General features: G+C 63.0%; 20 protein-coding genes, 1 tRNA gene and 1 pseudogene. 12 read left to right on the top strand and 10 right to left on the bottom strand.

Annotation, left to right across the window (positions count from 1 at the left end; genetic code table 11):
• Positions 1-14: 14 nt before the first annotated feature.
• From HMPREF3097_RS05300 to HMPREF3097_RS05285, 4 genes are all read right to left on the bottom strand, one after another.
• Positions 15-287: a phosphoribosyl-ATP diphosphatase gene (locus tag HMPREF3097_RS05300; protein ID WP_012360282.1), complete on the bottom strand. Its 273-nt coding sequence runs from the start codon at positions 285-287 to the stop codon at positions 15-17.
• A 110-nt stretch (positions 288-397) separates the two neighbouring features.
• Complete coding sequence (locus tag HMPREF3097_RS05295) at positions 398-808, bottom strand: hypothetical protein (protein ID WP_070761425.1); 411 nt, start codon at positions 806-808, stop codon at positions 398-400.
• Positions 809-825: 17 nt separating this feature from the next.
• Positions 826-2,145, bottom strand: a complete 1,320-nt coding sequence (mshC, locus tag HMPREF3097_RS05290; protein ID WP_083317962.1) for a cysteine--1-D-myo-inosityl 2-amino-2-deoxy-alpha-D-glucopyranoside ligase — start codon at positions 2,143-2,145, stop codon at positions 826-828.
• Positions 2,146-2,154: 9 nt separating this feature from the next.
• Positions 2,155-2,994, bottom strand: coding sequence for an undecaprenyl-diphosphate phosphatase (locus tag HMPREF3097_RS05285; protein WP_070761424.1), 840 nt, complete (start codon positions 2,992-2,994; stop codon positions 2,155-2,157).
• Positions 2,995-3,091: 97 nt separating this feature from the next.
• On the opposite strand from HMPREF3097_RS05285, the gene HMPREF3097_RS05280 reads away from it, so the two are divergent.
• Both HMPREF3097_RS05280 and HMPREF3097_RS05275 read left to right on the top strand, forming a co-directional pair.
• The gene (locus HMPREF3097_RS05280; protein WP_070761423.1) at positions 3,092-4,243 is read left to right on the top strand and encodes a YncE family protein; all 1,152 of its coding nucleotides are present in this window, start codon (positions 3,092-3,094) and stop codon (positions 4,241-4,243) included.
• Between the two features lie 55 nt (positions 4,244-4,298).
• Positions 4,299-5,426, top strand: a complete 1,128-nt coding sequence (locus tag HMPREF3097_RS05275; RefSeq protein ID WP_070761422.1) for a quinone-dependent dihydroorotate dehydrogenase — start codon at positions 4,299-4,301, stop codon at positions 5,424-5,426.
• A gap of 31 nt (positions 5,427-5,457) precedes the next feature.
• Here HMPREF3097_RS05275 and HMPREF3097_RS05270 read toward each other — a convergent pair whose 3' ends face one another.
• Positions 5,458-6,021 (bottom strand): YbhB/YbcL family Raf kinase inhibitor-like protein, encoded by a 564-nt coding sequence (locus HMPREF3097_RS05270; RefSeq protein ID WP_070761421.1) that lies wholly within the window; start codon positions 6,019-6,021, stop codon positions 5,458-5,460.
• A gap of 161 nt (positions 6,022-6,182) precedes the next feature.
• Here HMPREF3097_RS05270 and HMPREF3097_RS05265 point away from each other — a divergent pair.
• The 3 genes from HMPREF3097_RS05265 to HMPREF3097_RS05255 all read left to right on the top strand — a co-directional run bounded on the left by HMPREF3097_RS05265 (position 6,183) and on the right by HMPREF3097_RS05255 (position 7,799).
• Positions 6,183-6,271: transfer RNA gene (locus tag HMPREF3097_RS05265), tRNA-Leu, on the top strand.
• A 72-nt stretch (positions 6,272-6,343) separates the two neighbouring features.
• On the top strand, positions 6,344-7,042 hold the full coding sequence (locus HMPREF3097_RS05260) for a TVP38/TMEM64 family protein (protein WP_070758896.1): 699 nt from the start codon (positions 6,344-6,346) through the stop codon (positions 7,040-7,042).
• A gap of 106 nt (positions 7,043-7,148) precedes the next feature.
• Positions 7,149-7,799: a DNA-binding protein gene (locus tag HMPREF3097_RS05255; protein ID WP_070761420.1), complete on the top strand. Its 651-nt coding sequence runs from the start codon at positions 7,149-7,151 to the stop codon at positions 7,797-7,799.
• A 94-nt stretch (positions 7,800-7,893) separates the two neighbouring features.
• Here the strand turns inward: HMPREF3097_RS05255 and HMPREF3097_RS05250 are convergent, their stop codons facing one another.
• Complete coding sequence (locus tag HMPREF3097_RS05250; RefSeq protein ID WP_070761419.1) at positions 7,894-8,733, bottom strand: DUF3097 domain-containing protein; 840 nt, start codon at positions 8,731-8,733, stop codon at positions 7,894-7,896.
• On the opposite strand from HMPREF3097_RS05250, the gene HMPREF3097_RS05245 reads away from it, so the two are divergent.
• Positions 8,720-9,622: a hypothetical protein gene (locus HMPREF3097_RS05245; RefSeq protein WP_070761418.1), complete on the top strand. Its 903-nt coding sequence runs from the start codon at positions 8,720-8,722 to the stop codon at positions 9,620-9,622. The genes HMPREF3097_RS05250 and HMPREF3097_RS05245 overlap by 14 nt on opposite strands.
• A gap of 57 nt (positions 9,623-9,679) precedes the next feature.
• Here HMPREF3097_RS05245 and HMPREF3097_RS05240 read toward each other — a convergent pair whose 3' ends face one another.
• Together HMPREF3097_RS05240 and HMPREF3097_RS05235 are read right to left on the bottom strand one after the other, a co-directional pair.
• A complete protein-coding gene (locus HMPREF3097_RS05240; protein ID WP_070761441.1) occupies positions 9,680-11,653 on the bottom strand; it encodes a DIP1281 family NlpC/P60 protein in 1,974 nt (657 codons plus the stop codon).
• 575 nt (positions 11,654-12,228) lie between these two features.
• On the bottom strand, positions 12,229-12,759 hold the full coding sequence (locus HMPREF3097_RS05235; protein ID WP_070761440.1) for an Rv1476 family membrane protein: 531 nt from the start codon (positions 12,757-12,759) through the stop codon (positions 12,229-12,231).
• Between the two features lie 358 nt (positions 12,760-13,117).
• On the opposite strand from HMPREF3097_RS05235, the gene HMPREF3097_RS05230 reads away from it, so the two are divergent.
• Together HMPREF3097_RS05230 and HMPREF3097_RS05225 are read left to right on the top strand one after the other, a co-directional pair.
• Positions 13,118-15,928 (top strand): aconitate hydratase, encoded by a 2,811-nt coding sequence (locus HMPREF3097_RS05230; protein ID WP_070758899.1) that lies wholly within the window; start codon positions 13,118-13,120, stop codon positions 15,926-15,928.
• Positions 15,929-16,051: 123 nt separating this feature from the next.
• A complete protein-coding gene (locus HMPREF3097_RS05225) occupies positions 16,052-16,606 on the top strand; it encodes a TetR/AcrR family transcriptional regulator (protein ID WP_070758900.1) in 555 nt (184 codons plus the stop codon).
• A 9-nt stretch (positions 16,607-16,615) separates the two neighbouring features.
• On the opposite strand, the gene HMPREF3097_RS09955 is transcribed toward HMPREF3097_RS05225, so the two are convergent.
• Together HMPREF3097_RS09955 and HMPREF3097_RS09950 are read right to left on the bottom strand one after the other, a co-directional pair.
• Entirely contained in the window at positions 16,616-16,783 is a 168-nt protein-coding gene (locus HMPREF3097_RS09955; protein ID WP_246821299.1) for a hypothetical protein, read from the bottom strand.
• A 10-nt stretch (positions 16,784-16,793) separates the two neighbouring features.
• Positions 16,794-16,994 (bottom strand): annotated as a pseudogene (locus HMPREF3097_RS09950) (NAD(P)H-binding protein); the annotation flags it as partial.
• A 55-nt stretch (positions 16,995-17,049) separates the two neighbouring features.
• Between HMPREF3097_RS09950 and HMPREF3097_RS05215 the strand changes: the two are divergent.
• Genes HMPREF3097_RS05215 through HMPREF3097_RS05200 form a run of 4 tightly spaced genes read left to right on the top strand, consistent with a single transcriptional unit; the run spans position 17,050 to position 20,043 of the window.
• A complete protein-coding gene (locus HMPREF3097_RS05215) occupies positions 17,050-17,319 on the top strand; it encodes an ACT domain-containing protein (RefSeq protein WP_070758901.1) in 270 nt (89 codons plus the stop codon).
• Between the two features lie 11 nt (positions 17,320-17,330).
• A complete protein-coding gene (locus tag HMPREF3097_RS05210) occupies positions 17,331-18,695 on the top strand; it encodes a PFL family protein (RefSeq protein ID WP_070761417.1) in 1,365 nt (454 codons plus the stop codon).
• A gap of 48 nt (positions 18,696-18,743) precedes the next feature.
• Positions 18,744-19,451, top strand: coding sequence for a MerR family transcriptional regulator (locus HMPREF3097_RS09515; RefSeq protein WP_083317341.1), 708 nt, complete (start codon positions 18,744-18,746; stop codon positions 19,449-19,451).
• Positions 19,444-20,043, top strand: a complete 600-nt coding sequence (locus HMPREF3097_RS05200) for a hypothetical protein (protein WP_070758904.1) — start codon at positions 19,444-19,446, stop codon at positions 20,041-20,043. The genes HMPREF3097_RS09515 and HMPREF3097_RS05200 overlap by 8 nt, the downstream gene beginning before the upstream one ends.
• Positions 20,044-20,197: the final 154 nt, after the last annotated feature.

The following is a 20,197-nucleotide window of genomic DNA, read 5'->3' as shown; positions in this document are numbered from 1 at the left end:
GCTTCTATCTGGGCCTAAAGATGCTTGTAGATGTCCTCGAGGCTGAGGCCCCGGCCGACTGCCACGACCTGTAGCCAGTACAGCAGCTGGGAGATCTCCTCGGCCAGCTCCTCATCCGACTCGTACTCGGCGGCCAGCCACACTTCCCCAGCCTCTTCGACGATCTTCTTGCCCTGGAAATGGACACCGGCGTCGAGGGCTTTGACGGTGCCGGAGCCTTCTGGGCGGGTGCGCGCCTTCTCGGAAAGCTCCGCGAATAGGGAATCAAAATTCTTGGGATTGCTCACGCCCCTATTGTGGCACGCGTCTCCCCCGAAGGTTGCAAGGAGCCCCGATAGTGGGGTGAATAATCGCACCACTATCGGGGCAAGTGTCCAGCCCCCGGGGGCTTAAGGGGCTACTCCTCGACGAGCTCGCGCACGGCGTCGCAGACCACCGTGGCCTCCCCACCCACCGTGGCAGTGAGTCGACTGAGAAACACCAGCAGCTCGTCCAGCTCCTCGCTATCCAGGAGCAGCCCGCCGTTGGCGTCGGAGATTGCGATGATTTTGCGGACCCCGGCCAGGGAGGTTTCCTGAGGATCTGCCCCGCCCAGGATCGCCTCTCCGATGGTCACCAGCTCTGCCTGGGCCTCGTCCACCGCAGACTCCGGGTACGGCGGGTCCCAATGCTCCCGCTCCTCGGCGCGCAGGTAGCTGCCGGTAGCCATCATCCGGAGGTTTCCGATGAACTCCGTGGCGGCCTCACGGACATCTGGTGGCCATTCGGAAAGCGAAGAATCGCCCGCCGGGTATGGGTGCTGTGTCACGGCGCTCGTCCCCCGCCCTAGACCGTGACGCCGAGCAGCGCGTCGAGACCCGCGGCGAGAGCCTGGGAAGCCGCAGTGCGCTCGGTGGCAGGGGTGACCCGGTAGCCACTGGCTCCAATGCCCTTGTTGACCGCCGCTGCCCACTCGTCGAGCGTGCGCAGGACGGCTGGGGTGTCGAGATCGTTGGCCAGGTGCCCGGTGACGGCCGCCAGCACTTCCGCGACACGCTGCGGATTGTTCTCCTCAGCGGCAGCGGCGCGCCACTTGGCGAGGCGATCCTCAGCCTCACTGAGGACCTCCGCGGACCAATCACGATCTGCCCGGTAGTGCCCGGCGTAGAGCCCCACACGGATAGCCGCGGGGTCGAAGCCCTGCGCGGTGAGCGCGGAGACGAACTCCAGGTTGCCCAGGGACTTGGACATCTTGGTCCCCTCAAGGCCGATCATGCCGGTGTGCACGTAGTGTCCCGCCATACGCTGGGTGCCGCAGGCAGCCTCCACATGAGCTGCCGAGTACTCATGGTGCGGGTAACGCAGATCAACGCCGCCACCCTGGATGGCGAACTGCTCCCCCAACCGGTTCATTGCGATGGCCGCGCACTCCACGTGCCAGCCAGGGCGCCCCGAGCCAAAGGGAGCATCCCACTCTGGCTCACCCGTGCGGTGGGCCCGCCACAGCAGTGCATCCAGCGGATGGCGCTTACCCTCCCGCTCCGGGTCACCACCGCGCTCGGCGAAGAGTTCCCGCATGGTGGCCTCGTCGTAGCGGGACTCGTAGCCAAACTGTTCGGTGTAGGTGTGGTCGGCGTAGATATCCGGGTACTCCCCCTCCACGACGTAGGCCGCGCCCTTGTCGAGCAGCGTGCTGACCATCTCGACAACCTCATCGATCGTCTCCATCGCCCCGACGAAGAACTCCGGCGGCAGAATCCGCAGCTGCGTCATGTCGGAACGGAACAGGTCGGTCTGCTCCTTGCCTAGCTCGCGCCAGTCCACGCCATCGCGCTCGGCGCGCTCGAACAGCGGATCGTCGACATCCGTGACATTCTGCACATAAGTAACGGCGTGCCCGGCGGCGCGCAAGTAGCGGTTCACCAGGTCGAAGGTGTTATAGGTCGCCGCGTGCCCCAGGTGGGTGGAGTCATACGGGGTGATCCCGCAGACGTACATGCCCACCGGGGCGCCGTCCTCTGGCAGTGCGACGGGCTTGACCTGGTCATCTGCCGTGTCGTAGAGCTGCAACGCTGGCGGGGCAACCACCTCCGCTGCAGCGGAATCGGCCACCGCCGGAATGGCCGTCGGGAACTGTGGGACACGGGGAGCAGACCAAGAATGCATGGTTCCCCACTATAACGGCTGCAAAACTCCCGCGCCCAGCAGCACCATCACCAGCACACCGACCGGGATGCGCCATGCTGCGAACCAGGCGAAACTGTGGTTAGACACGAACTTCAGAAGCCAGGCGATGGAGGCGTATCCGACGAGGAAGGCGATCAGCGTGCCGACCGCCAGCTGGCTCCCGCTCGCCGCCTGGCCTGCGGCCGGATCGAACACATCCCCCAGAGAAAAGATGCCGGACGCCAAGACTGCGGGAATCGCCAGCAGGAAGCTGAACCGGGTGGCCACCTCGCGGTCCAGGTTGAGGAACAAACCGGCGGAAATCGTACCGCCCGACCGGGACACGCCAGGGATCAAGGCGAGGCACTGAGCCAGACCCATGAGCACGGCATCCCGCATGGTCAGCTCATCGAAGGAGCGGCGTCGACGTCCTACCTTCTCCGCGAGAATGAACACGAAGGAGAAGAGGATCAACATGGCAGCGGTGATCCACAGGTTGCGCAGCTGGTCACGGATCAAATCCTTGCCGAAGAACCCCAGCACCGCGATGGGGATGGTGCCCGCGATGACCATCCACCCCATCTGATAGTCGTGGTTCCGCCGGGACTTATCCACCAGGCCGGCGAACCACGCGGTGAGGATCCGCCAGATGTCCTTAGCGAAGTACACGAGCACCGCCAGCTCCGTGCCGAGCTGGATCACAGCTGTGAAGGAGGCGCCCGCGTCGGCTCCCCAGAACAGCTCGGAGACAATCCGCAGGTGCCCGGAGGAGGAAACGGGTAGAAACTCGGTGAGACCTTGCACGATCGAGAGCACGATCGTCTGCAGCCAAGACATTTCGGTAGGCATGCTTAAGGACGATACACCGACCCACCCAACTCGGCTGGTAGCGTACTACCTGATGAATGCAGGTAAGCGTGTTTGGCGTAAACGAGGCGATGACGCGATGGCTTGGAAGAAACCTCTGACGTGGGCGGCTGCGGTGACGGCCACCGTTGGGCTCGGGTTGGCAGGCTGTGCCACCGAGGATGCGGCGGACAACAGCGCGCCGGAAGGATCCGCCGCCCCAGAGTCGGCCCCGAAAGGTGGCACGCCCGCCACCCCGGCGGACTCCCCGGCAGCGAAGGACCCGCTCGGTGAGGTGCAGAAGGCTAGCGAAGTCGGCGAGGTCATCGACGTCTCCCAGATCGGCCTGGACCCGAAGACTGAGCAGGTGGCGGCACTGAGCGCATCCACGCTGCGCATCGGAACGCTGGCCGAGCTGTCTGGCGAGGGCGAAGCGAAGAAGATCGACGTGCCGGAGAAGTGCACGAAGGTCACGCCTTCGGCCGACGGCGTCATGCTCGCCTGCGACGGCGCGCTGTATGAATACGGCGCCGACGGCAAGCAGCTGAAGAAGTACAGCCTCGACGGAACTCCCACGGTGGCCACCGTCACGACGGACGGCCGGGTCTTCGTGGGCTTCAAGGATTCCAACCAGCTGCACTACTACTCCCCATCCGGCGATCAGCTCGGTGAGGCGGAGACCATCGTCGTCAGCCGGAGCCTCGACGACCTCGTCCACGTCAACAACGAACATGGTGAGGAAAGGCTCGCGGTGATCGACCGCGACCAGACCAGCATCACCGACATCGACCTCGCCACCAACGGCCCGCGCGGTGCTCTGCGCATCGGCCAGGGCGTGGGTCTGAACAGCGTTGGCCGCGGGGATCAGGGGATCTTCATCGCGGCGGATACCGTGCAGGATCAGTTCCAGTTGTTCACCTTGAACGACGTGGTGCGTCAGGTCCAGGCCGCTCCCACCGGCAAGAGCCCGTGGGCGGTTCTGTGGGACGGCAAGCGCCAGATCGCGTGGGTCTCCACCACCGGCGATAATAAGGTCACCGGTTACCGCATCGACAGCGGTACCCCGATCCAGGTAGCGGCGTTCGACTCCATCGCGAACGTGCGTCACATCCTGGATTCCCCGGACGGCGACATGCTGCTCTTCGGTGCGGACGGCGCCACCCAGCGGGTGTCGGCCACGGATATCGACGCCGCTGTTGAGCGCGGAGTGCCGGAGGCCGAGGACTTCCCCGTGATTCACGAGGATCAGTAACCCACTGGTCGCCACAGAGCACCACGTCCACCACAACACGATTCAGGAGATTGCCATGGCCAACACCCCAACTTCCCGCCGCTTCGATCACCTCTCGGACTCGGCCTACGAGAAGCTATTGAAGCTGATGTTCCGTATCCCGCCGGAGCGGATCCACGGCATGCTCTCGGGCGTTTTCCGTCGGATCGCTGACTCGCAGGTCGCCTGCGCTGCGGTGCGTCGCGCGCTAGTCGTCGACGACCCGGTGCTCTCCCAGACGGTGGCCGGTATTCGCTTTGACCGGCCGCTCGGCCTGGCTGCGGGCTTCGATAAGAACGCCGAGGAGTTCCACATTTGGGGCCCGCTCGGCTTCGGCTACTCGGAGCTCGGCACGCTGACCAGCGTGGCCCAGCCGGGTAATCCGACCCCGCGCCTGTTCCGGCTGCCTGAGGACCGCGCGATCCTCAACCGCATGGGATTCAACAACGACGGCGCGATTGCTGCTGCTCAGCGTCTGTCCCGCCGCCGCTGCCTCGAGCCCGTGGGTGTGAACCTGGGCAAGGCGAAGATTACCCCACCGGAGCTGGCCCCCAACGACTACCGCGAGTCCGCGCGTGCGGTGAAGGACGTCGCCGACTACCTGGTGATCAACGTGTCCTCCCCGAACACGCCGGGGCTGCGCGACCTGCAGGCCGTGGACTCGCTGCGTCCCATCGTCGCAGCAGTCCAGGAGGAAGCCGATCTCCCGCTGTTCGTTAAGATCGCGCCAGATCTTTCCGATGAGGACATCGACGCCGTGACCGATCTGGCCATCGAGCTTGGGGTTACCGGCCTGATCGCGACGAATACGACGATTAGCCGGGAAGGGCTGAAGTCCGACGCGCAGTGGGTTCAGTCCCTCGGCGCGGGTGGGGTCTCCGGGGCTCCCCTGGCAGAGCGCTCCCTCGAGGTGCTGCGTCGCATCGCGGCACGTGCGGAGGGCAAGTTGGTGCTCATCGGTGTGGGTGGCATCGAGACCCCGCAGCAGGCCTGGGAGCGCATCGCTGCAGGTGCCAGCCTTCTGCAGGGCTACACCGGCTTCATCTACGGCGGCCCGAACTGGATCTCGAAGATCCACCGGGGCCTGGCCGCACAGATTCGAGCCCACGGCCTGCGGAACATCTCCGAAGCGGTGGGCTCGGGTCTGGAGTGGAAAGAGCTTTAAGCAGCTCCCCCGCGTTGAGCGCTTGAGGGGCTTAGTTCTCTGCCCAGCCCCACAGGATGCCGCGCGCCAAAGCCTTGAACTGGAGGTTGAACCCCAGGACGGTTGGCGTTGCGGAGTCGCTGATGTCCAACTTCTCCCCGACGGCGTGTACCGCGAAGAGATAGCGGTGCGGGCCGTGGCCCTCTGGAGGCATGGCGCCGTAGTAGCCGCGGCTTCCGGAGTCCCCGCGCAGAGCTGTCGCTCCCTTTGGCAGGCCGGCGAGCTCCTCGTCCCCCGCATCGAGCGGGAGGCTAGTCACGGACGCCGGAATATTGAACACGGCCCAGTGCCAGAAGCCGCTGGCAGTGGGGGCATCCGGGTCAAAGCACGTGACCGCGTAGCTTTCGGTCCCCTCCGGACCGGGCTCCCAGCTCAGCTGCGGGGAGACATCGTTGCCACCGAGTTGCGCCTCCGGGAGGCGGTCTCCGTCGGCGAAGGTCTCACTGCTGACCTTAAGCTTGGGCAGGTCGGCTAGTGGCGCATACGGGTCTGGCCCCGGGAAGCGCTCGTCGACATAGGAAGCTTGAGTTGAAGCATCTTCTGGGTTGAGAGTCATGCTGTTTAGTGTACCGAACAATCTTGTACTCTAGCCACGGATTTCCGGAACTTTTATTGCTCTGACCTGCCAATTTGTTTTAATTTCATAAGCTGGATAGAGTGTTTCAAGCACGCACGGGCTAGGTGCTAAGGTATCTAATCGCAGTGCATGCTTACCCTGTCCGGGTGGCGGAATGGCAGACGCGCTAGCTTGAGGTGCTAGTGCCCTATTAACGGGCGTGGGGGTTCAAGTCCCCCTCCGGACACCATGATTCGCCCCGCTTGAGCCAAGCGGGGCGATTTTTTATTGGATCTCACGTGGCTGGAAGGGGCGCCCTCAAGTGCTGACCCATCTTCGCGAACGTTGGGCGCAACTTGGAACGTGGGCTCAAATCGGTCTCATCCTTGCCTCGCTCGCCACGGTCGCGTGCCTTTTCTTTATCCCGCTGCCCTCCCCGCACACCATCCGCGACTGGGTGGGGTCAACTGGCCCCTGGGCGCCACTGGCATACCTGGTGTTGATGGTTCTGTGTACCCAGTTCCCGTTCCCTCGCACAGTCTGGACGCTGACCGCGGGGCTGATGTTTAACCCGTTGCTGGGCATCACACTGATGTTCCTGGGGCTCGCGCTGTCAGCCACCATCTCCGTGCTGATTTTCCGCCGCGTCGGCGGCCGGTGGCGGCCGGCCGAGGATGGTGACGACCCGCGCGTTGGGACCTTGCGCGAGCTGATTGAACAGCGTGGTTGGCTGGCCGTGCTGGGGCTCCGGCTCGTGCCAGCGGTGCCGTTCAGCTTGTTAAACTACGCCTGTGGCCTGGTGCGCATCCCCCTCCCGGGTTTCCTTTTTGCCACGGTGGTGGGCAGTGCTCCCAATACTGTTGGCCTCATCATCGCGACCAACAGCCTCACCTCCCAGCACATGGACTCCGGGACGCGAATGCTGTGGCTCGTGGCCTCGGCCCTGTTGATGCTGGCGGGCCTGGCTATCGCCTCCCGTGAGGCCTGGCTCTGGCGCAAACTCGTGAGCAGCAGGCCTTAGAATAAAAATCACCGGTGCACACGCGCCGCTTTGTTTGGTGTGCCCCCGCCACTGCAGGCCACCAGCTAACGTCCCGCAGTTCCCAATAAGAAAGCCCTGACAGCACGTGTTCGCAATTTTCGCTTCCTACCGTGGCCGGTCCCGCCGCCGGGCGGAATACGTCGAAGAGGTCACCGAAGCCTTCGCTAATGCGGACTCCGTTTTGAACGTGGAACAGGTCGGGGTCGAGGATCTGCTCTGCCACACCGAGGGGGCTGAGGAGACGCTCGCGGTGGTTCTGAGCCTGATCCAGGCCGGGGACTTCGCCATCGGTATCGGGCGGACGGTGACCATGGCCGAGACCTACCCAGAAGGCGCTGAGGAATGGGAGGAATTGGCACCGCACGAGCAGATGTCTGCCACGGGCGAGGTCGCTCGGCGGGCGGTCCGCATCCGGCAGCGGGCTGGCGAAGTGAGCGTCCGCCTGGAGCTTCCTGGCTCGGACCACACGCAGGCGCCGGGCAAGGGGACGGAGATCGCCGAAGATATTGCCGCCGCGTTTACCCTCATCGCCCATGTGTTGGCCCGGCGGACAAAGGAGGGGCGCGAGGCTACTGCCCTCCTGCGTTCCGGTTACTCGCAGTCGGAGGCAGCGGAGGTCGTCGGCATCTCCAAGCAGGCGATGAGCCAGCGGCTCGCTTCTGCGGGTTGGCAGGCCGAGCAGGCCGGGTGGAACCTTGCGGTGCACATGCTCGCCCGCGTGGACGAGCTGGGCTGACTTACACCGAGCTTGAGGCAACTGCCGAAGTTGGCACTGACCCTGCCTGGGGCCAACCGTGTGGCGCAAATCGCCCCGTGGAAATAAGGGTTGGCTACTCCCCGACCGTCACGAAGTCGATCAGCCGCTCCACTGCCCCCAGCAGCGAGGAATCGAGGTCCCGGAAGGTCTTCACGGAGGAATAGACCTTCCGCCAGCCATCCTGCGGGGTTCCCCAACCGAGTTGCTGGCACACCCCGGTCTTCCAATCGATCCCACGCGGAACGTGAGGCCAGGCTTTGATCCCAACTGAGGACGGCTTCACGGCTTCCCAGATATCGATATACGGGTGGCCGGTGACCATCACATGGGGGCCAAGGCTCTGCACGAGTCGCATTTCCTTGGTGCCTTCGATCAGGTGATCGGCGAGTACGCCGACCCGCCGATCCGCGGTGGGCTGGAACTCGGCGAGCCTCTCGTGGAGGTTGTCCAGGCCCTCGATGTACTCGACCACGATGCCCTCGACGCGGAGGTCGTGCCCCCAGACCCGCTCGACGATCGCGGCGTCGTGAATCCCCTCCACCCAGATACGGGAAGGGGCGGCGACCTTTGCTTCGACGTTGGCGACCCGTCGGGAACCAGAATTAGAGATCGTTGGCTGAGCGGGCACCTCGCGGCGCGCGACGTACCGGCTGAGGCTGACTCGCTGCCCCTCGAGGAGAAAACCGCCAGGGCGTAGCGGGAACAGGCGCTGGGAGCCATGGCGGTCCTCGAGCTTGACGCACCAGCCGTCGATCGTCTTCTCGCCGCCGACGACCTCTCCCACGAAGTCATCGGCGAGAACCTCGATGATCAGCCCAGGTTCGGCGGGCACCTCCGGGTACTGTGGCCGCTTCGTGCGGGCGTGACCTTGAAAAATGTCGCCTGCGTAGGGGTCGCGATTGTTGAAGCTCATGGCTGTCAAGCTTAGGCTAAGGCGGATGAAAGAGGTCGGTGGCGCAATGCCTAATGCTGAAACGAAGCGGCTGATCCGCAGCCAGCTGTGGTCCCCGGTGCAGAACACGTCCCTATGGTTGGCGTGGTGGCTGCATGGCGTCATTAGCACCGACGAGGTGATCGACTCCTTCCATGCGGTGCAGGGGCGGCATCACCGAGTGCTGGCCCGAGCCGGTGGGACGGTATCCGGAACTGCCGCAGAGGCGGATGAGGCCACCGGTTTGATCGACCTCCTCAAGACCGTGCGCGCAGTTACTGAGGGAGCACCCGTCGGCCTGGAACACCGGCCGTTGGTGAATTTGGTGCTGGCTGGAATGGGGGATCCGCCCCCACTGCCGGCCGGCGAGGCCGCTTCGGCGGTCGCCGCGGCGGGTGCGGGGATTGCCTTTGCGGACGCGACTCCAGATGTCCACCACGTCGCCGTGCCCGAGATCGTTGATTCCTCGGTGATCTACTGGCACTGGCACACCGCCGAGGGCCGGGCTCCGCAACTGCCAACCAACGGGCCGGGCGACGCGGATGCGATGTTGCGGCAGGCGACGGATCGGGCGGTTGCAGGAATCGAATCCAGTGGAGTGATAGTTCGCTGGCCCACCGGCTCGGTCGGGCCACGGATGTTGGTGGGGGCGCTGAGCGATGCTTTCGGTGTGCCGGGGTTGCCGGTGAACGTTCCCTCGCGCGCGGAGAAGCTCATGGCTCGTGCGGACTATGTCGCGGCCATTATTGATGTCGCGCGGGATTCGGCGCCGCAGTCAAGCCTCGACCCTTTTCTCCTGCCGCTGGGGCGGGCGGTGCGTATCGCTCGGATGACCGCGGTGGATTACGCACAACGAGAACTGCTCCGTTAGTCAAGTCATTCACCTTGACTAACGGAGCAGTTCCCTAGGAGCTCTTCTAGCGTCTCATCACTCGATCATGCGCACCGCGTAGGGGCTCATGCCGTTGTAGCGGACGTCGGAAATCTTGACCACATCGCCCGACTGCGGGGCCTCGATCATCTTCCCGTCGCCCAGGTAGATCGCGACGTGGAATTCGGCGTTCGGTCCCCAGAAGAGCATGTCGCCACGCTTGATCTCCGAGACCGGGATCTTGCGACCCTGGTTGTACTGGTAGCCGGTGTAGTGACCGATATCCAGGCCCACTGCGGCGAAGGCGTAGAGGGTCAGACCGGAGCAGTCGAAACCGATCTTCTGGTAGTCGCCGTACGTGTCAGCCACACCCCAGTCGCGGATTCCGAGCGTCGGGCCATTGGCGTTTCCGCCGCCCCAGGCGTACTGCACGCCGAGCTGGCTCATCGCACGGTCGATCACACGCTCGATCTTCTCTTCAGCGGTACCGCTGGTGTCGACGGTGGTGTCCGCGGCCGGCAGGTTGTCGTTATCCGGTGCCGTGACCGGTGGCATCTCGCCGGGGCGCTCCTCCTGAAGGCCCGTCTCAGGGTTGATCAGGATGCCCTGGGACTCAGCCTGCTGCGCCGGGTTGTCGCTCTGATCCGGAGTCTCTGCCTCTGCGGTCTGCTCGGCCTGCTGTTCAGCGGGCTCCTGCGCGGACTCAGGGGTGGTCGCAGGAGTGGTCGCCGTCTGGTTCTGTGATGGCGCCTCAGCGGCGCTCGGGGCGGTCTGCGCGCTCTGTGCGCTGCCTGCGTTAGCGACGAGCTGGTCGTAGTGCTGACCGGCGGTATTCCGGCCTGCTTCCCCAGCGGCGCGCAGCGCGGCGGCACGATCCTGCCCATTGGCGGTGGCGGTGGCGCCTGCCCGGAAGGCGTCTTGGCCGGCTGCAATCAGGCCGTCGATAGCCTTCTGACGGTGGTCGTCGCCAGCGTTGGACTGCTCGAAGGTAGCAGGTGTCTCCGGTGCAGCAATTACCGCGGTATCCGGCGTAGGTGCCTGGGATGGTGCCTGGGTCTCGGTAGATGCTGCAGTGCTTTCAGCAGTGTTGTTGCCGGACGTCGCTTCCTCAGTCTGCGGGGTGTTTTGCTGTGGCGCGCTCGGCTGCTCGGACTTCTTATCGGAGTCCTTCTCCGCCTTTTTCTCGACCAGGTTCGCGGCCTTCTCCGCTGCAGCACGCTTTTCAAAGGAGGAAGCCTTGGGCTTCTGGTTTGCTAGCGTCTCGATCGCGCTCTTGGCTGCGCGAAGCTTTGCCTGAGCCTGCTCGGCCTGGCGCTTGAGCTTCTGGTACTCCGCCGAGATCTGCTGCAGCCGCTGCTGGGAGTTGCGCAGCGTGTCCACGGCAGTCTGGTGCGCCTTGACCGCGTTCTGCACCGCGTTATCCGCGGCCTCGCGGGACGCGCGCAGGCGAGACTCCTCGTTCGCGCTCTGGGTGCGAGACAAGTCTAGACGGTTGACTACGCCCTGCTGCTTCTCCGTCGCGAGACGAACATAGCTGGCGCGATCCATCTGGGACGCGGCGGAATCGGCGCCCGCGGCGAGAGTGACCGGAGCCGTGTGGCCGCCCTGCTTATATGCGGAGCGAGCAATTTCGTTCAGCTTTTCCTGGGCGGTGTTGACGTCCTTTTCGGCACTGTCGAGCCGCTTGCGCGCGGACAGCGTCTTATCCTGCGCTTCCTGGGCGGCCTTCTGGCTACGCTCCAGGTCCACGCGGGACTTATTTGCTGCTTCGCGGATGCCGCCCATCTGGTTGAGGATGTTGTCAACCTCGGACTGCTTGCTGGACGTCTGATCCACCAGGTCCGCGAGATATGCCTCAACGGACTCCTGGTCGTCTGCTAGTGCGGGTGCGGTGGCCGTGTGCGCATAGATGCCGGCGGTCACAGCGACCGCGAGAAGAGTGCGACTAGACCGCGCGATGTTTGCCGTGTCGTTACGGCCGATGCTCGGGCGAGATAGCACGTTAAAGGTCTCCTGGTTGACGGTGGACATCCACAAGAAGGTCACCCGCGGTCCGGTTTATCTCACTTCCCCATGAGATGAAGCACGGTCCAGGGGGTGTCCGAAGGTTTCGGTGCAGCTCGAGTAACTCGAGTGCCTTCCTGTTTCAGTCGATGACGTTCAAAACCCTAGGGCACAAATGCATAACTGAGCGACTCAATTCACATAAGTATCAAATTAAACACACGCCACTTTGGTCATGTCATATGGCTTGACCAGCAAAAAGGTAAAGAATTGGCAACATTGTGAGGTGGGTCACAATTTGGAAGATGCTGGCGTGTCTGCTTGAAGGGTGCAAGAAAGCATGTAAATCGCTCAACTCTCGATTAAGGCCTGTCAAGCCTGTGGGGTTGACCCGATTTTTGCCAGTCCGGCTGTATGGTTTTCTTCGCCCTTTCGTGACCTTTGGGGCCTTAAAGTGCGCGGAACTGAAGACTTGCCTGTTATTGCCCTGGTGATCCGGTGGAGGCGAGCTGGGGTGATGCGGCTAAAAGTTAAGGGGCGGAGCTTCGGACACGTGCGTATCGCTGAACTGTGTTCGGACCCCTGCGGCTACTTTTGTTTTGCTAGCGGCGCCGCTGCGCGAACAGTGCGGTGATCGCAATCGAGAGAATGGTGATTCCCAGCAGGCCGTTGCTGACGGCAGTTGTCGGTGTTGCTGTGTTTTCTACCGCGCTGAGGAAGTTCTCGACGGCATCCGCGCTGAGGTCGCCGTGGAGCTTTCCGTGGTTTCGTTCCAGGGTGAAGCGTGGGTAGAGGTCGGACACTGACGTTCCCCACTTTGGCGTCATCACGAAAGTCGTGTCCGAACATGTCGCGTCGTGGAGGATTTGCGCGAGGTCGCGTTCGGTCGCTGGCTCTAGCTGGGTGCTGTTAACTACCGCGAGCTGAATCCGCGACCCCCCTTCCGCATCGTCCAGTGCGGCACGCATTCCCGAGACTTCAGGTTCCACGCGAGCCTCAAGTTTGGGATCCACCCATAGGGGGTCCTCCGCGAGCCCGCTAATGATCTGCGGGGCATCGATTCCCAACTTGGCGAACTTTTTTACGGTGTCTGGATGGGGTGACGTGGCTGCGGGGCACGCAGTGTTGGTCATAAGAACTCCATCCGGAACTTTAAAGGGGAACTTGAGGGTTTGGTTCCATGAAGTGTAGATCATGGCTGTCTCGTCATGCATCTCGGAACGGAAATTCAGTTTTCTCTTGGGGCGCTGCGCAGCCCGTGGGTGTTCGGGGGTAATGCTCCCGCGGGGAGCGATAGCGAAAGATTTCTAAACGTAACGGCCGTACTGTTAATGTCGGTGGCAGACGTCACCGGGAAAACCTGCATAATAGAGGTGTACTCCCCGTGCTACGTCCACGACGAACTCCGGGACGTAATTTTAAGGAGCGCTCCCCCGCGCTCCAGCCCGCGGAGCGACTTATCGACTACGAGAAGAGACTCAGGAGCTAATAGTGACTGAAAGCATCAACTCCTTCGACGCGAAGGGCACGCTGGAGGTTGGCGAGAAGAGCTACGACATCTTCCGCCTGTCCGCAGTGCCTGGCATGGAGAAGCTCCCTTATTCCCTGAAGGTGCTTGGCGAGAACCTGCTGCGGAACGAGGATGGTAAGAACATCACCCGTGAGCACATCGAGGCCATCGCGAACTGGGATCCTAAGGCTGACCCATCCATCGAGATCCAGTTCACCCCGGCTCGTGTGATCATGCAGGACTTCACCGGCGTGGCCTGCATCGTTGACCTCGCAACCATCCGTGACGCAGTGGTCTCCCTGGGCGGCGACGCCGACCAGGTCAACCCACTGAACCCGGCTGAGATGGTCATCGACCACTCCGTCATCATCGAGGCCTTCGGTTCTGACCAGGCCTTCGAGCAGAACGTTGAGATCGAATACCAGCGCAACGAGGAGCGCTACAAGTTCCTCCGTTGGGGCACCGGCGCCTTCGAGAACTTCCGCGTCGTTCCTCCGGGAACCGGTATCGTCCACCAGGTCAACATCGAGTACCTCGCTCGCTCCGTCTTCGAGAAGGATGGCGTGGCCTACCCGGATACCTGTGTTGGTACCGACTCCCACACCACCATGCAGAACGGCCTGGGCATCCTGGGCTGGGGTGTCGGTGGCATCGAGGCCGAGGCTGCAATGCTCGGCCAGCCGATCTCCATGCTCATCCCGCGCGTCGTCGGCTTCAAGCTCAGCGGCGAGATTCAGCCGGGCGTGACCGCAACCGACGTCGTCCTGACCATCACCGACATGCTGCGTCAGCACGGCGTCGTCGGTAAGTTCGTCGAGTTCTACGGCGCAGGCGTTGCCGAGCTGCCGCTCGCAAACCGCGCAACCATCGGCAACATGTCCCCAGAGTTCGGCTCCACCGCCGCGATGTTCCCGATCGACCAGGAGACCGTCGACTACCTGGCTCTGACCGGCCGCGACCAGGAGACCCTGGACCGCGTCGAGGCTTACGCCAAGGAGCAGGGCATGTGGCTCGACCCGGAGGCCGACGTCGAGTACTCCGAGTACCTCGAGCTGGACCTGTCCACCGTCGTTCCGTCCATCGCTGGCCCGAAGCGTCCGCAGGACCGCATCGAGCTCACCGACTCCAAGTCCCAGTTCCGTAAGGACCTGCACAACTACATCGACACCGCAGTCGGTGAAGAGGGCGGCGCCTTCGACGCAGAAGGCCCAAGCACGAACGACACCTCGAAGGCTGAGGGCACCCCGGCCTCCGCTGCTGATGCCAAGGGCAACCTGCCGTCCGCAGCCGCTGGTGCTGAAGGCCGTCCGTCCGCTCCGACCACCGTGAACTACAACGGTCAGGACATGGAGCTGGACCACGGTATGGTCGCCATCGCGTCCATCACCTCCTGCACCAACACCTCCAACCCGTCCGTCATGCTCGGCGCAGGCCTGCTGGCACGCAACGCACGCAAGAAGGGCCTGAAGGCTGCACCATGGGTCAAGACCTCCATGGCACCGGGCTCCCAGGTCGTCACCGGCTACTACGAGAAGGCCGGCCTGTGGGAGGACCTCGAGGCAATGGGCTTCTACCTCGTCGGCTACGGCTGCACCACCTGTATCGGTAACTCCGGCCCGCTGCCAGAGGAGATCTCCGAGGGCATCAACCGTTCCGACCTGGCTGCCACCGCAGTCCTGTCCGGTAACCGTAACTTCGAGGGTCGCATCAACCCGGACGTCAAGATGAACTACCTGGCGTCCCCGATCCTCGTCATCGCTTACGCCATCGCCGGCACCATGGACTTCGACTTCGAGACCCAGCCGCTGGGTCAGGACCAGGACGGCAACGACGTCTTCCTAAAGGACATCTGGCCATCCACCGAGGAGATCCAAGAGGTCATCAAGTCCTCCATCTCCAAGGAGATGTACGTCTCTGACTACGCCGACGTCTTCAAGGGCGACGAGCGCTGGCAGGGCCTGGACGTCCCGACCGGCAAGACCTTCGACTGGGATCCAAAGTCCACCTACGTCCGCAAGGCTCCGTACTTCGATGGCATGAGCCGCGAGCCGGAGGCAGTTGAGAACGTCGAGGGCGCACGCGTCCTGGCTCTGCTGGGCGACTCCGTCACCACCGACCACATCTCCCCTGCTTCCACCATTAAGCCGGGCACCCCGGCTGCTCAGTACCTCGACGAGAACGGCGTTGCCCGCAAGGACTACAACTCCCTCGGCGCACGTCGTGGTAACCACGAGGTCATGGTCCGCGGTACCTTCGCGAACATCCGTCTGCAGAACCAGCTGCTGGACGGCGTTGCAGGTGGCTACACCCGCGACTTCACCCAGGAGGGTGGCCCACAGTCCTACATCTACGACGCTGCAATGAACTACAAGGAGCAGAACACTCCTCTCGTGGTTCTCGGCGGCAAGGAGTACGGCACCGGCTCCTCCCGTGACTGGGCTGCAAAGGGCACCCTGCTGCTCGGCGTGAAGGCCGTCATCGCAGAGTCCTTTGAGCGCATCCACCGCTCCAACCTCATCGGTATGGGCGTTGTTCCGCTGCAGTTCCCAGAGGGCGAGTCCTGGAAGTCCCTGGGCATCGAGGGCACCGAGACCTTCGACATCACCGGTCTGGAGAAGCTCAACGAGGGCGAGACCCCGAAGACCGTGAAGGTCGTCGCTACCAAGGAGAACGGCGAGAAGATTGAGTTCGACGCCGTGACCCGTATCGACACCCCGGGCGAGGCTGACTACTACCGCAACGGCGGTATCCTGCAGTTCGTCCTGCGCAACATGATGGACGAGAACAAGTAATTCTCCCCATCCGCTGAGGGGCCTTCCGGCCTAGCCGGTGGGCCCCTCTCCCCTTTTCTTAAACTTTTCGACCCCGCGCGACCCCACCCCCAATCCCGAAGGTGCGCAATCAAGGAATCCGCCATGCCCATCGTCAGCGACCGTGAACTATCCCGCCGCCGTCGGGAGATTATCGAGCAAGCCCGTGGTTGCTTCGCGCAATATGGCTACGAGGGGGCGACCGTCGCCCGGCTGGAGAAGGCCACCGGAAAGACCCGGGGTGCGATTTTCCACCACTTCGCGGACAAGGAAGCCCTGTTCCTCGCGGTGGTGCGGGAGGACGCCGCCCGCCAGGCGGAGGTCGTGTCGAACCACGGCCTCATTGAGGTCATGCGGCACATGATCACGCACCCGGAGACCAACAGCTGGTACATCACCCGTGCGGAAACGGTCCGTAAGCTGCGCACCGACCCGGACTTCGAGGCGCGGTGGCGCAAGCACCAGCAGGTGCTCGATGCCGCCGTCCGGACCCGCCTGTCCCATAATGTCTCGATGCGCACCGACGTGCCCCTGGAGGTCATCCAGACCTACCTCGAGACCGTCATGGATGGGCTGATGGCGAAGATGGCGGAGGGGGCCGACACCGCGCAGCTCGAGAAGATGCTCGACCTCGTCGAGCAGTCGGTGCGCGGCGAGTAGCCCCCGCGGTTAGACGTCGGCGACCGAGCCCGTTCCGTTTTCGAAGTCGAGCGGGTTGCGGTCAAAGGCTTCCCCACGCCCGACGGACTCGACGATGACGTCGGCGACCAGCTCGCGCGGCGTCTCGGAGGCGGGGTCCATGGCGCCGTCCAGCACCGGCGGACCAGACGACCACATCGAAGGGGCTCAGCAGACGCGCCCAATCCTCTGTGCTGATCGTAGTGAGATCGCGCACAATCGCGGTAGCACCCTCGTCGACGAGATTTTGGACCTGCTCGGGGTTGCGGACCAGGGCCGTGACGCTGTGGCCTGCTGCGACGAGCTTCGGGATGCTGTGGCGCGAGACGTTCTCGCCGGCGCCAAGGACAAGAACATGCTGCTTTTTCATGGCGCCCACCCTACACCCGTTTCTAGGCGCATTTTTCCAGGTCTATACTGGCCGCATGTATGCAATCATTACCACTACCGGCAAGGATCGCCCCGGTGTTATCGCCGCCGTCGCGAAGGCGGCAGCCGACGAGGGCCTGAATATCGTCGACGTCTCCCAGACCATCATGGATGACTTCTTCACCATGATCATGCGCGTGGAGCTGCCGGAAACAGACGTGGATATGGGCGCCCTCCAGGAGGCCTTTGACGCCGCGGGCCAGCCGCTGGGCATGGTCGTGCGCATCCAGTCTGAGGCTCTGTTCAGCGCCATCAACGATATCTAAGGCGGCCCGGCGTGAACTTCGAATTCTCTTCTGCCCGCTTCCTCGAGGTCATCCGGATGATCGAGGACTACCGTCTGGACATCCGCACGGTGACGATGGGCATTTCACTCATCGGCTGCACCCGCTCCACCATGGAGGCCACGGCTCAGGCGGTCTACGATCGCGTGACCGAGCGCGCCCGCGACCTGGTGCCGGTGTGTGAGGGCATCGAGCGTGAGCTGGGCATCCCGATCGTCAACAAGCGGGTTTCCGTCTCCCCCATCTCCCTCGTCGCCGCCGGCGTGGAGGGTAACCCGGTGGAGATCGCCAAGGCGCTGGACCGCGCCGCCGGTGAGCTGGGCGTGAACTTCGTCGGTGGCTACTCCGCGCTGGTGGAGAAGGGCGCGACGACCTCCGACGAGCGGCTCATCCGCTCCATTCCCGAGGCGCTGTCCACCACCGGCGCGGTCTGCGGCTCGGTGAACGTCGCGACCTCCCGTGCTGGCGTGAACATGGACGCCGTCGGACTGATGGGCCAGGTCGTCAAGGAGGCAGCTGAGCTGACCAAGGACGAGTCCTCCATCGCCTGCGCGAAGCTCGTGGTCTTTGCCAATGCAGTCGGCGACAACCCGTTCATGGCGGGTGCCTTCCACGGCATCGAGGAGCCGGACACGGTGATCTCCGTCGGTGTCTCCGGACCGGGCGTGGTGAACAACGCCATCTCCCCGATGGCTGGCGCCTCCCTCAACGAGATCGCTGAGGAGATTAAGAAGGCTGCCTTCAAGATCACCCGCGCGGGCCAGCTGGTCGGCACGATGGCCGCCGAGCGCCTCGGCGTGCCCTTCGGCATCGTCGACCTCTCCCTCGCCCCGACCGCCGAGGTGGGTGACTCGGTGGCGCACGTGCTCGAGAGCATGGGTCTGGACCAGGTCGGCACCCACGGCACGACCGCGGCACTGGCCCTGCTCAATGACGCGGTGAAGAAGGGTGGCATGATGGCTTGCTCGCGCGTGGGCGGGCTATCCGGGTCCTTCATCCCGGTTTCCGAGGACAAGGGCATGATCGACGCTGTGCGTGAGGGCTCCATCACCATGGACAAGCTTGAGGCCATGACCAGCATCTGCTCGGTCGGTTTCGACATGATCGCCATCCCGGGTGATACCTCGGCCGAGCTCATCGCCGGCATGATTGCCGACGAGGCCGCCATCGGCGTGATGAACCATAAGACCACTGCTGCTCGCCTCATCCCTGTACCGGGCACGAAGCCGGGCGATGAGGTCAACTTTGGTGGCCTGCTGGGCTACGCCCCGGTCATCCCGGTGAATGCGAAGGGCAACGACGCCTTCGTCCACCGCGGCGGTTTCATCCCCGCCCCGGTCCACGGCTTCCGTAACTAGCTTGTTAACCCTTGACCCTCACATTGTGTGAGGGTTTAGGTTTAAAGGGTGAGAATTTCTGATGTCGCTGCCGCAGCAGGATGCTCGGTTCGCTCCGTACGGCACCTGCATGAAATTGGCGCGGTTGCCGAGCCATCCCGCACTAGCGGAAATTATCGAGACTATTCGGTTAAAGACCTTGCGGCGGTCGTTAGAGCCCGGGCTCTTATTGACGCAGGCGTTCCTGTTGCAGACGTTGGCGCAACAGATACGGAAGATTTAAAAAACGCCGTCTCCCGGTCCCTGTACCTGCTGGATAGGCGAATTGCGCATCTCCAACAACAGCGGGAACGGTTATCCACGTTGGCTGCAAACCCTACGGGCACGCCGAAAGAGCTTAGAGGCAAGCTTCGGGGCGTGATAGAGGACGAACAGGCACTACAGCGTGAATTGGATGCGTGGGATCTAATGGCGTTTACAGGAGTAGCCACTGCTGCCACGTGGGAACAGCTTCGACGTAACTTGGATGATCCGCATTGCGTCAGATCCGAGCGTGAAGTCCGTCGACTCTGGAGCTTACTTGGAGAGCTGCGGCCGCGAGACAACGCAGTTAGATCAATCACTGGAAAGCTCCGCGCACTGCTTCCGAAAGGGCTGTTGAGAGATATTCTTCCAACCCTGCGCCATGGCTCGGTACTACTCACTGCGGGTGATGTTCCCACCCGTGGCGCGCAGCGGGTGGTACTGAAGGAACTGGCGGAGCAGTTTGATGCATAAAGTTATCACGGTTTTACTGAAGCATCCTGGCTTCCGACTCGCTCGATACGAACTGGGCCTCTACCACGATTTGTTTCGGTGGATGCGGGGAGACAGCCTGGTGCCTGAAGGGGCGGAGCCACTTCCCCACCCACCTGGACGATTGCAGATGCTCTTATGCGTGATTGCGATCCTTTTTATCGAGATGGTGGTTGTCCATCTACTCTTGCCGGAAGACACTGTGCGCCTCGTTGTGCTCTTACTATCAGTATGGGGTGTCGTGTACATCTGCGCGCTGATTGCTAGTGAGCGGATCCGTCCCAGCTACGTTGCGGATCCAGGAATAGTTCTGCGTCGGGGAAAGATTGTGTTTGTCGAGATTCCTGCAGAACTCGTGGCAGAAAAACACAGTGAGCGCACGTTCGCGTCTGCCATTTTTATAGACGATGACACGCTCACAGTTGGCGGAACTGCCGGGACCGACACTCTCCTGGTGCTCAATAAACCGGTGAATGCTACGGGTGATCGCTTCCCATGGCAAAAGGTACACCCACAAGCAATCTCGCGTATTCGTTACTACGCAGGAAAATCTTGGCGTGGTGCTTATTATTAATTTTTCGTCTACCGTATGTCCCTTGCTTCGTTAAGCCCGTTCATAGAACGATCAGTCACCAGGATCGCCCACAGCGCCTAATGATCGGCGCTGTGCTTGGCTTCAGCTCGGTTTTCCGAGTCCGCAGCTGTGCCACGGCGTATCCTGGGGACAC

Source organism: Corynebacterium sp. HMSC27B11 (assembly GCF_001815985.1).
In the GTDB taxonomy this organism is placed as follows: Bacteria; Actinomycetota; Actinomycetes; order Mycobacteriales; family Mycobacteriaceae; genus Corynebacterium.
Note: the sequence above shows the minus strand (reverse complement) of the source record. Positions and strands in the feature narration are given on the sequence as shown.

What these genes read in the sequence shown, in the direction of transcription:
- HMPREF3097_RS05215 (WP_070758901.1), top strand. Translation starts at nt 17,050, where the DNA reads ATGTATGCAATCATTACCACTACCGGCAAGGATCGCCCCGGTGTTATC.
- HMPREF3097_RS05280 (WP_070761423.1), top strand. Translation starts at nt 3,092, where the DNA reads ATGGCTTGGAAGAAACCTCTGACGTGGGCGGCTGCGGTGACGGCCACC.
- HMPREF3097_RS05225 (WP_070758900.1), top strand. Translation starts at nt 16,052, where the DNA reads ATGCCCATCGTCAGCGACCGTGAACTATCCCGCCGCCGTCGGGAGATT.
- mshC (WP_083317962.1), bottom strand. Translation starts at nt 2,145, where the DNA reads ATGCATTCTTGGTCTGCTCCCCGTGTCCCACAGTTCCCGACGGCCATT.
- HMPREF3097_RS05200 (WP_070758904.1), top strand. Translation starts at nt 19,444, where the DNA reads ATGCATAAAGTTATCACGGTTTTACTGAAGCATCCTGGCTTCCGACTC.
- HMPREF3097_RS05275 (WP_070761422.1), top strand. Translation starts at nt 4,299, where the DNA reads ATGGCCAACACCCCAACTTCCCGCCGCTTCGATCACCTCTCGGACTCG.
- HMPREF3097_RS05235 (WP_070761440.1), bottom strand. Translation starts at nt 12,759, where the DNA reads ATGACCAACACTGCGTGCCCCGCAGCCACGTCACCCCATCCAGACACC.
- HMPREF3097_RS05285 (WP_070761424.1), bottom strand. Translation starts at nt 2,994, where the DNA reads ATGCCTACCGAAATGTCTTGGCTGCAGACGATCGTGCTCTCGATCGTG.
- HMPREF3097_RS05240 (WP_070761441.1), bottom strand. Translation starts at nt 11,653, where the DNA reads ATGTCCACCGTCAACCAGGAGACCTTTAACGTGCTATCTCGCCCGAGC.
- HMPREF3097_RS09955 (WP_246821299.1), bottom strand. Translation starts at nt 16,783, where the DNA reads ATGTGGTCGTCTGGTCCGCCGGTGCTGGACGGCGCCATGGACCCCGCC.
- HMPREF3097_RS05250 (WP_070761419.1), bottom strand. Translation starts at nt 8,733, where the DNA reads ATGAGCTTCAACAATCGCGACCCCTACGCAGGCGACATTTTTCAAGGT.
- HMPREF3097_RS05270 (WP_070761421.1), bottom strand. Translation starts at nt 6,021, where the DNA reads ATGACTCTCAACCCAGAAGATGCTTCAACTCAAGCTTCCTATGTCGAC.